Below are 13,699 nucleotides of genomic sequence, written 5' to 3' on the forward strand. Positions count from 1 at the left end.
CTCGTTGTTCGCCCCTCGTACGCGATCGCGTACACCGAGCCGGTCCAGTTCCGCGCTGGCGTACGCCTTCACCGTGATGAGCGGTGCCGCGCGGGCCCGCGCGTCGGCCTCGCGGACCAGCCGCCCTCCACCGCCCTTAGCCCACGCAGTAGTTCGTGGGGATCGCCGCACCTGAGCAGGGAGCGCCGGTGCGCCGCCGGCCAACACGCTCTCCGAGTGCGCCTGTTCGGGGGGCATCGTCCGGACGGCGCCGGTCGTGCCGGGCACGGTGGGGACGACCTCCTCGGCCGCCGCGCGCAGGTCTACCGCCGTAACCCGGTGCCGTCCGGAAAGGTCGGGCGCCACCTGGCGCCAGAGCCGTGCGCCAGAGCCGTGCGCCGGTCCCGGCACCGCCGGCGGCGACGCAGGCAGAGGGCGGCGGGGGCGGCGCGGCCGTCCCGCGGCCCGAGCAGCAGGGCGAACACGGCGAGCGTGGGGCCGTAGGAGAGGGTGATCAGGGCGGGGGCGGCGGCGACGCACAGGGCGGCCGTGAGGGCGAAGGCGGCGAGCGGGCGGCGCGCGGCCGGCGCGGTGGCGACGGCGGTGCGGGCACGGTCCGTGCGCCCGACGCCACAAGCGGACGCCGGCCCCCGCCCCTGCCGATCGTCAGGTCCCGTGTCACCTTCCGGGAGGTCCTTCCCCGTGGCGCTCGGCCGTCGACGGGGCCCGGCGTGGCAGGATCGGACAGGTCATGACTGCTCCCACGAAGCCCCCGTACGGCACCGCCGCCGATTCCGCGTCCGAGCATGCTCCCGGTGAGCCGCTGCACTCCCCCGTCATCGACTGGTTCGACGAGCACGCCCGGGACCTTCCGTGGCGACGCCCGGAGGCCGGCGCGTGGGGGGTGATGGTCAGTGAGTTCATGCTGCAGCAGACCCCGGTGAACCGGGTGCTGCCCGTCTACGAGCAGTGGATGGCCCGGTGGCCGCGCCCCGCCGATCTCGCCGCCGAGGCGCCCGGCGAGGCCGTCCGCGCCTGGGGCCGGCTCGGCTACCCGCGCCGCGCGCTGCGGCTGCACGGAGCCGCCGTGGCCATAACGGAACGGCACGGCGGCGACGTACCGGCGGACCACGCGCAGCTGCTGGCGCTGCCCGGCATCGGCGAGTACACGGCCGCGGCCGTGGCGTCGTTCGCGTACGGGCAGCGGCACGCGGTGCTGGACACCAACGTCCGCCGGGTGTTCGCCCGCGCGGTCACCGGCACGCAGTACCCGCCGAACGCCACCACGGCCGCCGAGCGTCGCCTCGCCCGCGCGCTGCTGCCCGAGGACGCGGAGACGGCCGCCCGCTGGGCCGCCGCCTCGATGGAGCTCGGCGCGCTGGTGTGCACGGCGAAGAACGAGGCGTGCCACAGCTGCCCGATCGCCGCACTGTGCGCCTGGCGGCTGGCGGGCAAGCCCGCGCACGACGGTCCGCCGCGCCGCGGCCAGACGTACGCCGGCACCGACCGCCAGGTCCGCGGGCGGCTGCTGGCCGTGCTGCGGGAGGCGCACGGGCCGGTGCCGCAGGCGGCGCTCGACCGGGTGTGGCACGAACCGGTGCAGCGCGCCCGCGCGCTGGACGGTCTGGTCTCCGACGGTCTGGTCGAGCCGATGCCGGGCGGTCTGTACCGGCTGCCGCTGAGCTGACCCGAGCCGCTTCCCGTCACACCGTTCACACCCGTCACATCCCGTGCGACGGGCGATATCACCGCATACCCGCATTGAACGGTCCGTCGCTTCGTCCCGTTCGTTCCTCCGTTACACAACCGACGGACAGCCGAGCGCTGCCCGCAGGGTGCTCCGCACAGTGCCGTGACAACGCCTCCGTACCTTCGATCACGTGCTCGACAAGGGCACGCCGACACGGATCACAGGCGGTACGGCCGGCCCGCAGCGGGCCTGCCGGAACGGGGAGCGGAAGGCGGTACACCATGGCGCAGGGCGAGGTGCTCGAGTTCGAGGAGTACGTCCGCACCCGGCAGGACGCGCTGCTGCGCAGCGCCCGGCGCCTGGTCCCGGACCCCGTCGACGCGCAGGACCTGCTCCAGACGGCCCTGGTGCGTACGTACGGCCGCTGGGAGACCATCGTGGACAAGCGGCTGGCCGACGCCTACCTGCGCCGGGTCATGATCAACACGCGGACGGAGTGGTGGCGGGCGCGCAAGCTGGAGGAGGTCCCCACCGAGCAGCTCCCCGAGCCCTGCGTGGACGACGCCACCGAGCAGTACGCCGACCGCGCCCTGCTGATGGACGTGCTGAAGGTCCTCGCCCCGAAACAGCGCAGTGTCGTGGTGCTGCGACACTGGGAGCAGATGTCCACCGAGGAGACGGCCGCGGCACTCGGCATGTCGGCCGGAACGGTCAAGAGCACGCTGCACCGGGCGCTGGCCCGGCTCCGCGAGGAGCTGGAGTCCCGCGACCTGGACGCACGCGCGCTGGAGCGTGAGGAGCGGGAGCGTTGCGCGGCGTGACCGGCGCGGGGTCCGCACGGACCCGTTCCGCCGCCAGGACGGCGAGTACGGCGACGGCCGTGCTCGCCGTCGGCGTGCTGTTCGTCAGCGGGTGCGGTGCGAGCGGCACCGGCGCGCGGGACGAGGGCCCGGCCCGCGTGGACGGGCCGACCAGCCCCGCCGCCTCCAAGGCGCCCTCGACGGCGCCCTCGCCGACCCCCGACCGGATCGACGCCGTACGGCTGGTTCTGCGGGACCCGGCGGTCTCCGCCGAGGTGAAGCGGGAGCTCAAGCCCTGCGTCGCCGACGAGTACCCGGTGGACGTCAGCTACGGCAACCTCACCGGCGAGGCTCTGGACGACGTCGTCGTCAACGTACTGACCTGCGGCGACGCGGTCGGGATCGGGACGTACGTGTACCAGCACCAGGGCGACGCGTACGTCAACGTGTTCAGCGCGGAGGAGCCGCCGGTGTACGCGGAGATCGACCGCGGCGACCTGGTGGTGAGCAAGCAGGTCTACGACCGCGGCGACCAGGTGTCGAACCCGTCCGTCGAGATCGTGATCACGTACCGCTGGGTGTCGGGCCGGTTCGTCGAGAAGTACCGCACCCACAACGAGTACGGCCCGGTGGCCGGCCCCGCGGCGACACCGGCACCCGACAGCTGAGACCTGGCTCACATGCGGGAACCGGCAGCGTGCCGCCGGACGATGAAGGGATGAACCCGTCGTGCGGCCGGCGCGTCCCGTGGGGTGGGGCGGAGAGAGCAAGCGCCGTGACCGGGCGGGGACGGGGGCCCGCCCGGCCCGGACCACACGAGAACTGAGAGCAGCGGGATGGCAGACCAGACCCACGTCCTGTTCGTCGAGGACGACGACGTCATCCGCGAGGCCACCCAGCTCACCCTGGAGCGGGACGGCTTCGCGGTCACCGCGATGCCCGACGGGCTGTCGGGTCTGGAGGCGTTCCGCGCCGACCGGCCGGACATCGCGCTCCTCGACGTCATGGTGCCCGGGCTGGACGGGGTCAGCCTGTGCCGGCGGATCCGGGACGAGTCGATGGTTCCGGTGATCATGCTGTCGGCCCGCGCCGACGCCATCGACGTGGTGCTGGGCCTGGAGGCGGGTGCCGACGACTACGTGACCAAGCCGTTCGACGCCGCCGTCCTGGTCGCCCGGATCCGCGCGGTGCTGCGCCGCTTCGAGCGGGCGGGCGGGTCCGGACGGGGGCGGGACGACGACGAGGCCGGCGCCGTCCTGGCGTTCGGCGAGTTGGAGATCGACACCGAGGGCATGGAGGTGCGCAAGGCGGGCGAGCCGGTGGCGCTGACCCCGACCGAGATGCGGCTGCTGCTGGAGTTCTCCGCGGCGCCGGGCACCGTGCTCTCCCGCGACAAGCTGCTGGAACGGGTCTGGGAGTACGGCTGGGGCGGGGACACCCGGGTCGTCGACGTCCATGTGCAGCGCCTGCGGGCGAAGATCGGCCAGGACCGCATCGAGACGGTCCGCGGTTTCGGCTACAAGTTGAAGGCCTGAGCGGACGGATGCGTGGGCATTTCCGGCGCCTGGTGACGGCGCTCGTCCGGCGGGCGGGCATCGGCGCCGGCCTGAGGTGGAAGCTCAGCGCGGCGATCGCGCTGGTCGGGGCGCTGGTGGCGGTCGCGCTGAGCCTGGTGGTGCACAACGCGGCCCGGGTGTCGATGCTGGACAACGCGCGCGATCTCGCCGACGAGCGCATCATGATCGCGCAGCGCAACTACGAGCTGTCCGGACGGCTGAACTTCCCCAACACCAAGATCGACGACCCCCAGCTGCCCCGGGAGCTCAGGGCCAAGGTCGACGAGGGCCGCCGGGCGACCTACGTGGCCGACATGGGCGGGGCGCCCGACATCTGGGCGGCGGTGCCGCTGAAGAACGGGCACGTGATGTCGCTGCACTCCGGCTTCACCGACCGCAGCTCGGACATCCTCAAGGACCTCGACCAGGCCCTGTGGATCGGCTCCCTCGCCACCGTCCTGGGCGGCTGCGCGCTCGGCGTCCTCATCGGCGGGCATCTGTCGCGGCGGCTGCGCAAGGCGGCCACCGCCGCCAACCGGGTCGCGGGGGGCGAGACGGACGTCCGGGTGCGGGACGCCATCGGCGGGGTGGTGCGGGACGAGACCGACGACCTCGCCAGCGCGGTCGACGCGATGGCGGACGCGCTGCGCCAGCGGCTGGAGGCGGAGCGCCGGGTGACCGCCGACATCGCCCACGAGCTGCGCACCCCGGTGACCGGCCTGCTCACCGCGGCGGAACTGCTGCCGCCGGGCCGGCCCACGGAGCTGGTGCAGGACCGCGCCAAGGCGATGCGCACCCTCGTCGAGGACGTCCTGGAGGTCGCCCGGCTCGACAGCGCCTCCGAACGGGCCGAGCTGCAGGACATCCTGCTCGGCGAGTTCGTCGCCCGGCGGGTCACGGCGAAGGACCCGGACGCCACCGTGCGCGTGGTGCACGAGTCCGAGGTCACCACCGATCCCCGGCGGCTGGAGCGGGTGCTGTTCAACCTGCTGGCCAACGCCGCCCGGCACGGGGCGCCGCCCATCGAGGTCACCGTGGAGGGCCGGGTCGTCCGGGTCCGCGACCACGGGCCAGGCTTCCCGGAGGACCTGCTCGCCGAGGGGCCGAGCCGGTTCCGCACCGGCAGCGCGGACCGGGCGGGCCGGGGCCACGGCCTGGGCCTGACCATCGCGGCCGGCCAGGCCCGGGTGCTGGGCGCCCGGCTGACCTTCCGCAACGTACGCCCGGCGGGTGCCCCGGACGACAGGCCGCCCGAGGGCGCCGTCGCCGTCCTCTGGCTCCCGGAACACGCCCCCACGAACACGGGGAGCTATCCGGTACTGGGGCAGTGAGCACCCTTCCGGGGCGCGCGCGACGCCCCGGAAGCGCTTCCCGGCTCAGACCGCCTCGGGGGCCGGAGCCGCCGCCGGAGTCTCCTCCCGCTGCGGGCCCGCGCCCTTCAGCGGGACTTCCTTGACGAACACCGCCGCGGCCAGCGACAGCACCGCGATCACCGAGCCGAGCAGGAACGCCCCGTGCGTACCGGAGGACACGGCGTGCTGGTACGCCTCACGCGCCGCCTCCGGCAGCTTGGCGAGGCTCGCCGCGTCCAGCTGGGCGGACCGCTCGGTCACCTTGGAGCCCAGCGCACCGGCCTTCTCGGCCATGACGTCCTGGACCCGGTGGTTGAACAGCGCGCCCATGACCGCGACGCCGAAGGACGAACCGAGCGTGCGGAACAGGGTGGTCGACGAGGACGCCACCCCCATGTCCCGGGGCTCCACGCTGTTCTGCGCGACCAGCATGGTGATCTGCATCAGGCAGCCCATGCCGAGCCCGACCACGGCCATGTAGACGCCGGAGGTGAGGCGGGAGGTCCCGGTGTCCATGGTGGACAGCAGGAACAGGCCGACGACCAGCAGCACGCTGCCCACCACGGGGAAGACCTTGTACCGGCCGGTGCTGGTGGTCACCCGGCCCGCGACCATCGAGGTGACGAGCATCGCGCCGAGCATCGGCAGGAGCAGCAGGCCGGAGTTGGTGGCCGAGGCGCCCTGCACCGACTGCTGGTACAGCGGCAGGAAGAGCGTCGCACCGAACATCACGAAGCCGACGACGAAGCCGATGACGGACATCAGCGTGAAGTTGCGGCTGCGGAAGATGTGCAGCGGCACCACCGGCTCGGCGGCCCGGGTCTGCCAGAACACGAAGCCGACCAGGGAGGCGACCCCGAGACCGATCAGCTCCATGATCCGCGCGGAGGTCCAGGCGTACTCCGTGCCGCCCCAGGTGGTGACCAGGACGATCGCGGTGATGCCGACGGTCAGCAGCGCGACCCCGGGGTAGTCGATGCCCGCCTTGGACCGCTTCTTCGGCAGGTGCAGCACGGCCCCCACGGCGGCCAGCGCGATCGCGCCGAGCGGCAGGTTGATGTAGAAGGCCCAGCGCCAGCCCCAGTTGTCGGTGATGGTGCCGCCGACCAGCGGGCCGCCGATCATCGCCAGGGCCATCACGGCGGCCATCATCCCCTGGTACTTGCCCCGCTCCCGGGGCGGGATGAGATCGCCGATGATCGCCATGACGCCGACCATCAGACCGCCGGCGCCCAGGCCCTGCACCGCGCGGAAGCCGATCAGCTGCCCCATGTCCTGCGCCATGCCGCTGAGGGCGGAGCCGACCAGGAAGATCACGATGGAGGTCAGGAAGGAGCCCTTGCGGCCGTACATGTCCCCGAGCTTGCCCCACACCGGGGTGGAGGCCGCGGTCGCCAGCGTGTAGGCGGTGACCACCCAGGACAGGTGCTCAAGACCCCCCAGCTCGCCCACGATGGTCGGCATCGCGGTGCCGATGATCATGTTGTCCAGCATCGCGAGCATCATCGCGATCATGAGCGCGAGCAGCACCACCCGCACGCTTCCCGGCTGTTTGCCGTCGTCCGTGCGGGCGGCCTTCGCCGCCACTGTGTCCGTCATGGATCCCACTCCCCCGGCCACGGTGTGTGGCCCACTTCCACTTACTTGCCGCCCGGCTAGTTCACTACACTGGGAAGCTAGACGCGCAACTAGCCGGGCGTCAAGTAAGTTTTCGTCAAGAGGGTCCGAGTAGGAGGATGGGCGTCACCATGGACGGCACCAGACAGCGGCGCCGCGGGAACACCCGCCAGCGCATCCAGGACGTGGCCCTCGGACTCTTCGCCGAGCAGGGGTACGAGAAGACCTCGCTGCGCGAGATCGCCGAGCAGCTGGACGTCACCAAGGCGGCGCTCTACTACCACTTCAAGACCAAGGAAGAGATCCTCGTCAGCATCTTCGAGGACCTCTCCCGGCCGCTGGAGGACCTGATCGCCTGGGGGCGGGAGCAGCCCCACTCGCTGAGGACCAAGCAGGAGATCCTGCGCCGTTACAGCGAGGCACTCGCGGCGGCGGCCCCGCTCTTCCGCTTCATGCAGGAGAACCAGGCCACCATCCGCGAGCTGCGCATCGGCGAGCTGTTCAAGACCCGGATGTTCGGGCTGCGGGACATCCTCATCGATCCGGACGCCGACCTGGTCGACCAGGTGCGCTGCGTCAGCGCCCTGCTCACCCTGCACGCGGGGATGCACATCCTCCAGGACACCGAAAGCGACCCCGAGGAGAAGCGCAAGGCCGTCCTCGAGGTCGCCGTCGATCTGATCACCCAGGCCCACCGGGGTCCCGCGGAGGCTTAGCCCACCGCGGGACCGCAGGGCTCAGGCACGTACGCCTGTCCGCTCCCCGCGGGTCAGACCGTCACGCCGTGGCCGCGCAGGAAGGTCACGGGGTTGACGGCGGAGCCGTAGTTCGGGGTGGTGCGGATCTCGAAGTGCAGGTGGGGACCGCTGGAGTTGCCGGTGTTGCCGGACAGGGCGATCTTCTGGCCGGTCTTGACGACCTGGCCGACCTTCACCTTCACCGACGACAGGTGGGCGTACTGGGAGTACGTCTTGTTGCCGTGCTTGATCACGACGGCGTTGCCGTACGCGGGGCCGTCACCGGCGCCGTTGCCGCCGGCCTTGACGACGGTGCCGCCGTGGGCGGCCATCACCGGGGTGCCGGTCGGGACGGCGTAGTCCTGGCCGGAGTGCTTGTGGGCCCACATGCCGCCGTTCTGCGCGAAGCTCGCCGACAGCTTGTAGCTCTTGACCGGGTCGATCCAGGACGCGGCCTTCTTCTTGGCGGCGGCCTTGGCGGCCTTCTTCGCCTGCGCGGCCTTCGCGGCGGCCGCCTTCTTCGCCTCGGCGGCCTTCTGGGCCTTGGCGGCCTGCGCCTGGACGGCCTTCGCCTGGACCTCCGCGACCTTGGACTGGGCGGCCGCCTGCGCCTGCACGGCGCCGGCCGCGCCGGAGGCGGCCGTGTTGTCGACGGCGGCCGCGACCCCGGCTCCCAGGACGGCCGAGGTTCCCAGGCCGGCGGCCAGGACGGCCGCACGGGTACGGGTGGCGGACGTACGGGGGAAACGGGACGTGACGCGCTCGAACATCAAAACCTCGTGGGGGAGGGGACAGAGGAGAGCCACCTGCTCGCGAAGCCCGCGACGTGGTGGCCTCTCAGTGGTAACCCTTTCGCCCGATAAGCCGCAAAGGTGTGACCTACGAGGGAAATTCGTAGACAGCGGCCGGATTGAGCACCGTGTGAGACGGGGCTCACAGCGGGCGAAAGCCCCATTTCAAGCCGTTCGTTGGCGCTTTCACCCTGAATGCCCGAGTTGGTTTCGGTGTCCCTCTACTATTCCGAGCCGTACGTGACGTGGCTCCTGTGCGGCACGTCACCGGCGGAGTGAAAAAGCGGTCGCAGAAATGTGGCGCAGGCCTCTGGTCGCCTACCGCGCGGTAACCCTACGGTTCACCTCGCGTCACCCTCGCACACGAGCATGCACACGACATGTTGGCAGCGTCACGGACGTGAGAGGACCCCCACGACATGAGAAGCCGACGCCCCTGGTCGCGCCGCGTAGCGGTGACCACCGTCTCCGCGACCGCCCTGGTGGCCCTCGCCGCACCGGCCGAGGCCACACCCGCCGCCGCGACGCCCGCGACGGCCCCCGCCGCCCTGCAGGCCGCCGCCCCCGCGGCTCCTGCGGCTCCTGCGGCCCCCTCCGCCCTCGCGGCCGACGTCGACCGCGACACCTGGCAGCGCGACTGCCGGGCGGTGATGGACCAGGCGCTGCCCTATGTGAAGCAGCGCATCGCCGACGCCCGGCCGGGCGAGAAGCAGGCCATCGTCCTCGACATCGACAACACCGCCCTGGAGACCGACTTCGGCTTCAGCTTCCCGCAGCCCGCCAACGAGCCGGTCCTGGAGGTCGCCCGGTACGCCGAGGAGCGCGGGGTCGACCTGTTCTTCGTCACCGCCCGCCCCGGCATCATCTACGCGCCCACCGAGTGGAACCTCGACCACGCCGGCTACGAGTCCTCCGGTCTGTACGTCCGCGGCTTCCTGGACCTCTTCAGGAACGTCGCCGACTACAAGACGGCGCAGCGCGTCGCCATCGAGCGCAAGGGCTACACGATCATCGCCAACATCGGCAACAGCGCCACCGACCTCTCGGGCGGCCACGCCGAGCGCGCCTTCAAGCTCCCGGACTACGACGGCCAGCTGTCCTGACGGTCCCCGGACACGGAAAGGGGCCGGCACCCTCGCGGGTGCCGGCCCCTTTCACAGGCCGTGAGGCAGGGCGCTTACGCGTCCTTGCTCAGGTTCGGGCCGGCGCCGCCGGCCGCCTGCTCGATCGGCGGGACGTCGGGCAGGGCCGACTTCTCCTCGCCGCGGAAGGTGAAGGTCTGGGACTCGCCCTCGCCCTCGGTGTCCACGACGACGATGTGACCCGGACGCAGCTCGCCGAAGAGGATCTTCTCCGACAGCGAGTCCTCGATCTCCCGCTGGATGGTCCGGCGCAGCGGCCGGGCGCCCAGCACGGGGTCGTAGCCCTTCTTGGACAGCAGCTCCTTGGCGGACTGGGAGAGCTCGATGCCCATGTCCCGGTCCTTCAGGCGCTCGTCCACCTTGTCGATCATCAGGTCCACGATCCGCAGGATGTCGCCCTGGGTCAGCTGCGGGAAGACCACCACGTCGTCGACGCGGTTGAGGAACTCGGGCCGGAAGTGCTGCTTGAGCTCGTCCGAGACCTTGTTCTTCATGCGCTCGTAGTTGGTCTTCGTGTCACCCGCGGCGGCGAAGCCCAGGTTGAAGCCCTTGGAGATGTCCCGGGTGCCGAGGTTGGTCGTCATGATGATGACCGTGTTCTTGAAGTCCACGACCCGGCCCTGGGAGTCGGTCAGACGACCGTCCTCCAGGATCTGCAGCAGCGAGTTGAAGATGTCCGGGTGGGCCTTCTCGACCTCGTCGAAGAGGACGACCGAGAACGGCTTGCGGCGCACCTTCTCCGTCAGCTGGCCGCCCTCCTCGTAGCCCACGTAACCGGGGGGCGAACCGAAGAGACGCGAGACCGTGTGCTTCTCGCTGAACTCCGACATGTCGAGGGAGATCAGCGCGTCCTCGTCACCGAAGAGGAACTCCGCGAGCGCCTTGGACAGCTCCGTCTTACCGACACCGGACGGGCCGGCGAAGATGAACGAGCCACCCGGACGCTTCGGGTCCTTCAGACCGGCGCGGGTACGGCGGATCGCCTTGGACAGCGCCTTGACGGCGTCGTTCTGGCCGATGACCCGCTTGTGCAGCTCCTCCTCCATGCGGAGCAGGCGGCTGGACTCCTCCTCGGTCAGCTTGAAGACCGGGATGCCGGTGGCGGTCGCGAGGACCTCGGCGATCAGGTCGCCGTCGACCTCGGCGACGACGTCCATGTCGCCGGCCTTCCACTCCTTCTCCCGCTTCGCCTTGGCGGCCAGGAGCTGCTTCTCCTTGTCGCGCAGCGAGGCGGCCTTCTCGAAGTCCTGCGAGTCGATCGCGGACTCCTTGTCCCGGCGGACACCGGCGATCTTCTCGTCGAACTCGCGCAGGTCCGGCGGCGCGGTCATCCGGCGGATGCGCATCCGGGAACCGGCCTCGTCGATCAGGTCGATCGCCTTGTCCGGCAGGAAGCGGTCCGAGATGTAGCGGTCGGCCAGGGTGGCGGCCTGGACCAGGGCCTCGTCCGTGATGGAGACGCGGTGGTGCGCCTCGTAGCGGTCGCGCAGGCCCTTGAGGATCTCGATCGTGTGCGGCAGGGACGGCTCGGCGACCTGGATGGGCTGGAAACGGCGCTCGAGGGCCGCGTCCTTCTCCAGGTGCTTGCGGTACTCGTCCAGCGTGGTCGCACCGATGGTCTGGAGCTCACCGCGGGCCAGCATCGGCTTGAGGATGCTCGCCGCGTCGATGGCGCCCTCGGCGGCACCCGCACCGACCAGCGTGTGCAGCTCGTCGATGAACAGGATGATGTCGCCGCGGGTGCGGATCTCCTTGAGCACCTTCTTCAGGCGTTCCTCGAAGTCACCGCGGTAGCGGGAGCCGGCCACCAGGGCACCGAGGTCGAGGGTGTAGAGGTGCTTGTCCTTGAGGGTCTCGGGCACCTCGCCCTTGACGATGGCCTGGGCGAGACCCTCGACGACGGCGGTCTTGCCGACGCCGGGCTCACCGATCAGCACCGGGTTGTTCTTGGTACGGCGGGACAGCACCTGCATGACCCGCTCGATCTCCTTCTCGCGCCCGATGACCGGGTCGAGCTTGGACTCACGAGCGGCCTGGGTGAGGTTCCGGCCGAACTGGTCGAGGACCAGGGACGTGGAAGGCGTGCCCTCCGCAGGACCGCCGGCGGTGGCGGTCTCCTTGCCCTGGTAACCGGAGAGCAGCTGGATGACCTGCTGCCGCACACGGTTCAGATCGGCGCCCAGCTTGACCAGGACCTGGGCGGCGACGCCCTCGCCCTCACGGATCAGGCCGAGCAGGATGTGCTCCGTGCCGATGTAGTTGTGGCCCAGCTGAAGGGCCTCGCGGAGCGACAGCTCCAGGACCTTCTTGGCACGGGGGGTGAAGGGGATGTGACCCGACGGGGCCTGCTGGCCCTGCCCGATGATCTCCTCCACCTGCTGGCGGACCGCCTCGAGCGAAATCCCGAGGCTCTCAAGGGCCTTGGCGGCGACACCCTCACCCTCGTGGATCAGGCCCAGGAGGATGTGCTCGGTGCCGATGTAGTTGTGGTTGAGCATCCGGGCTTCTTCCTGAGCCAGGACGACAACCCGCCGCGCGCGGTCGGTGAACCTCTCGAACATCGTTAATCGCTCCTCAGAGCGGTCAGGCAGTGGGGGGAACTTCCCCTCCCTGTCCTTCCGCAGCTTAGTCCCGCAAGCGGGGACCGCTCATTCCAACTGCCGACACCGTCGATGGCCTCCTGACCCCGCTCACGCCGACATCTGCTCCAACCCGATGGTGCGAGACGATGTTCCCGCAGGCCAGGCAGTTACCCCCTTCGCCAGTACGCCCGTGGCGAACGGGAGCCGTCCCGACCTGCGTGTCGCCCCCTCCCACTAGGGATGTCTTACCCGCTGCTACGGACCGTCCATGCCGAGTGCACGGGTTCCCTCCGCTACGGGCGAACAACCTTGCTCCCCGCCGCACCCCCGCGCGCCCCCGTGTTCGCCACCGTGCGCATGCGTCCGCACACCCAGCGTAACCCGACGGGGTGTCGGCCGTTGCGCCGGGCATGGCCTCCACCCGCACCGTCACCGTCCCGCCCCCACGAGGGCCGGACGGATCCGCACAGGGCGACAGGACACGCCTCTGGTACGAGAACGTACTGGGCTGGCCGACGGTGCCCGGTGCCCCGCCGCGGCTGGTGGTGGGGCCGGTCTTCGACGTCCTGGACGTCCCCGCGGAGGCGGGGTGCGTGGCGCTGGAGCGTCTGGGCGCCGCCGGGCAGGGCTTTCCGGTCGCCCTTCAGGCGGGCCGGCTGCGGCTCCTGGTGGCCCCCGGAGGCGCGGACGAGCTGCCGGGCCTGCTGGAGTGGCTGGAGTGGGGCGGGGTGGGCCTGGACCTGCTGGCGGTCGGCGAGGGCGGCTTCATGGACGCCCCCGCCCCCTGGACACCCGTGGCCGGGCCGTGCGGGGCCCGGAGCGCCGGGACGTGCGGCCGGGGCGGTGACGGTCCGCAGGGGGCCGCCGTGTGGCTGCGACCCCCCGAACCGGGGCGCGAGGCCGGGGCCTCGCTGCCGACGCTGTCGGCGATGGGCACGAGGAGCTCGCGAGGGGACGGTGCCGGCCCCCCGGACCTCGTGCGGCTGGTGAACACCGTGGCGACGCAGATCCACCGCGTCCGCCTGCGGCGGGCCGGTGCGGGCGCCGCCGCGCGGGCAGCAGAGGGTCAGCCGTTGGCCTTCTCGTAGGCCTCGCGGATGGACTGGGGAACGCGGCCGCGGTCGTTGACCTCGTAACCGTTCTCCTTGGCCCAGGCGCGGATGGCCGCGGTGTCCTGGCTGCCGCCGGAGGAGGAACGCGCCTTTCCGCGCCCGCCGGAAGCGCGGCCCCCGGTACGACGGCCACCCTTCACGTAAGGCTCGAGAAGGCCGCGGAGCTTCTCCGCGTTGGCGGTGGTGAGATCGATCTCGTAGGTCTTGCCGTCCAACGCGAACGTCACGGTCTCGTCCGCCTCGCCGCCGTCGAGGTCGTCGACAAGAAGGACCTGAACCTTCTGTGCCACCGGATTTCCTTTCATCGATAACTTGAGGGCCGGGGTGAGCCGGCGTCCGCC

At 71.3% G+C, this 13,699-nt stretch carries 12 protein-coding genes; 8 read left to right on the plus strand and 4 right to left on the minus strand.

Annotation, left to right across the window (positions count from 1 at the left end; translation table 11 throughout):
• Positions 1-730 precede the first annotated feature (730 nt).
• The 5 genes from ACIF8S_RS18300 to cseC all read left to right on the plus strand — a co-directional run bounded on the left by ACIF8S_RS18300 (position 731) and on the right by cseC (position 5,356).
• Complete coding sequence (locus tag ACIF8S_RS18300) at positions 731-1,666, plus strand: A/G-specific adenine glycosylase (RefSeq protein ID WP_024885878.1); 936 nt, start codon at positions 731-733, stop codon at positions 1,664-1,666.
• A gap of 284 nt (positions 1,667-1,950) precedes the next feature.
• Entirely contained in the window at positions 1,951-2,490 is a 540-nt protein-coding gene (locus tag ACIF8S_RS18305; RefSeq protein ID WP_024885877.1) for a SigE family RNA polymerase sigma factor, read from the plus strand.
• Positions 2,478-3,137 (plus strand): hypothetical protein, encoded by a 660-nt coding sequence (locus ACIF8S_RS18310; protein WP_400000085.1) that lies wholly within the window; start codon positions 2,478-2,480, stop codon positions 3,135-3,137. Before ACIF8S_RS18305 ends, ACIF8S_RS18310 begins: the two co-directional genes overlap by 13 nt.
• 168 nt (positions 3,138-3,305) lie before the next feature.
• Positions 3,306-4,004, plus strand: coding sequence for a two-component system response regulator CseB (cseB, locus tag ACIF8S_RS18315; protein WP_400000086.1), 699 nt, complete (start codon positions 3,306-3,308; stop codon positions 4,002-4,004).
• Positions 4,005-4,012: 8 nt separating this feature from the next.
• A complete protein-coding gene (gene cseC / locus ACIF8S_RS18320) occupies positions 4,013-5,356 on the plus strand; it encodes a two-component system sensor histidine kinase CseC (RefSeq protein ID WP_400000087.1) in 1,344 nt (447 codons plus the stop codon).
• Between the two features lie 45 nt (positions 5,357-5,401).
• Here the strand turns inward: cseC and ACIF8S_RS18325 are convergent, their stop codons facing one another.
• Positions 5,402-6,976: an MDR family MFS transporter gene (locus ACIF8S_RS18325; protein WP_400000088.1), complete on the minus strand. Its 1,575-nt coding sequence runs from the start codon at positions 6,974-6,976 to the stop codon at positions 5,402-5,404.
• 137 nt (positions 6,977-7,113) lie between these two features.
• Between ACIF8S_RS18325 and ACIF8S_RS18330 the strand changes: the two genes are divergently transcribed.
• Complete coding sequence (locus tag ACIF8S_RS18330; protein ID WP_400000089.1) at positions 7,114-7,710, plus strand: TetR/AcrR family transcriptional regulator; 597 nt, start codon at positions 7,114-7,116, stop codon at positions 7,708-7,710.
• Positions 7,711-7,763: 53 nt separating this feature from the next.
• Here ACIF8S_RS18330 and ACIF8S_RS18335 read toward each other — a convergent pair whose 3' ends face one another.
• Entirely contained in the window at positions 7,764-8,501 is a 738-nt protein-coding gene (locus tag ACIF8S_RS18335; protein WP_400000090.1) for a M23 family metallopeptidase, read from the minus strand.
• Positions 8,502-8,941: 440 nt separating this feature from the next.
• On the opposite strand from ACIF8S_RS18335, the gene ACIF8S_RS18340 reads away from it, so the two are divergent.
• Positions 8,942-9,625 (plus strand): HAD family acid phosphatase, encoded by a 684-nt coding sequence (locus ACIF8S_RS18340; protein WP_400000091.1) that lies wholly within the window; start codon positions 8,942-8,944, stop codon positions 9,623-9,625.
• A gap of 74 nt (positions 9,626-9,699) precedes the next feature.
• On the opposite strand, the gene ACIF8S_RS18345 is transcribed toward ACIF8S_RS18340, so the two are convergent.
• Positions 9,700-12,225, minus strand: a complete 2,526-nt coding sequence (locus tag ACIF8S_RS18345; protein WP_024885869.1) for an ATP-dependent Clp protease ATP-binding subunit — start codon at positions 12,223-12,225, stop codon at positions 9,700-9,702.
• A gap of 431 nt (positions 12,226-12,656) precedes the next feature.
• On the opposite strand from ACIF8S_RS18345, the gene ACIF8S_RS18350 reads away from it, so the two are divergent.
• On the plus strand, positions 12,657-13,334 hold the full coding sequence (locus ACIF8S_RS18350) for an SCO3374 family protein (RefSeq protein WP_400000092.1): 678 nt from the start codon (positions 12,657-12,659) through the stop codon (positions 13,332-13,334).
• Here the strand turns inward: ACIF8S_RS18350 and ACIF8S_RS18355 are convergent.
• Complete coding sequence (locus ACIF8S_RS18355) at positions 13,313-13,648, minus strand: Lsr2 family protein (protein WP_024885867.1); 336 nt, start codon at positions 13,646-13,648, stop codon at positions 13,313-13,315. The genes ACIF8S_RS18350 and ACIF8S_RS18355 overlap by 22 nt on opposite strands.
• Positions 13,649-13,699: the final 51 nt, after the last annotated feature.

This window comes from Streptomyces sp. NPDC085937 (assembly GCF_044540535.1).
Lineage (GTDB): Bacteria > Actinomycetota > Actinomycetes > Streptomycetales > Streptomycetaceae > Streptomyces.